1 protein-coding gene is annotated in these 427 nt (G+C 40.5%); it reads right to left on the reverse strand.

The window, feature by feature from the left end; genetic code table 11:
• Positions 1–427: IS1 family transposase (locus tag E1958_RS19855; RefSeq protein WP_133513397.1), on the reverse strand; the 427-nt coding region annotated here is incomplete at both ends.

The raw sequence follows: 427 nt of genomic DNA on the forward strand, positions 1-427 counted from the left end.
TCATAACGATTCACGAACAATCCAATGACAATATCATGCATTTGATTTAGTTTTGAAAAGCAAATCGTCTTACGTGCAAGCCGCTTGATTCGCGTCCGTAGCGTTAAATGTTTGCGTTCTATTTTCTGCGTATTTTGTTTTCCAACGATATGTTTCTCGGGATCTAAATGGCGCTCATAGGCACCCCAATCATCGGTATAAAAACGGGTTATTCCAAATGGCTCTAACAAACCTTTTAATTCGAGAAAAACCTCATCTCGACGTTTCCCTAACACATAAGCCAACACCTTACCAGTGGCCCGATCAATGGCATGCCACAGCCACCTTTGATTGGCTTTACTGCCCACATAACTCCACATCTCATCTATTTCAACAGTGGTATCTTGCTCGCTAATATCATGATAATCCTCTACTTTTAGAATATCTA

The sequence above is a fragment of the Candidatus Thiosymbion oneisti genome, from assembly GCF_004359955.1.
Taxonomy (GTDB): domain Bacteria; phylum Pseudomonadota; class Gammaproteobacteria; order Chromatiales; family Chromatiaceae; genus Thiosymbion; species Thiosymbion oneisti.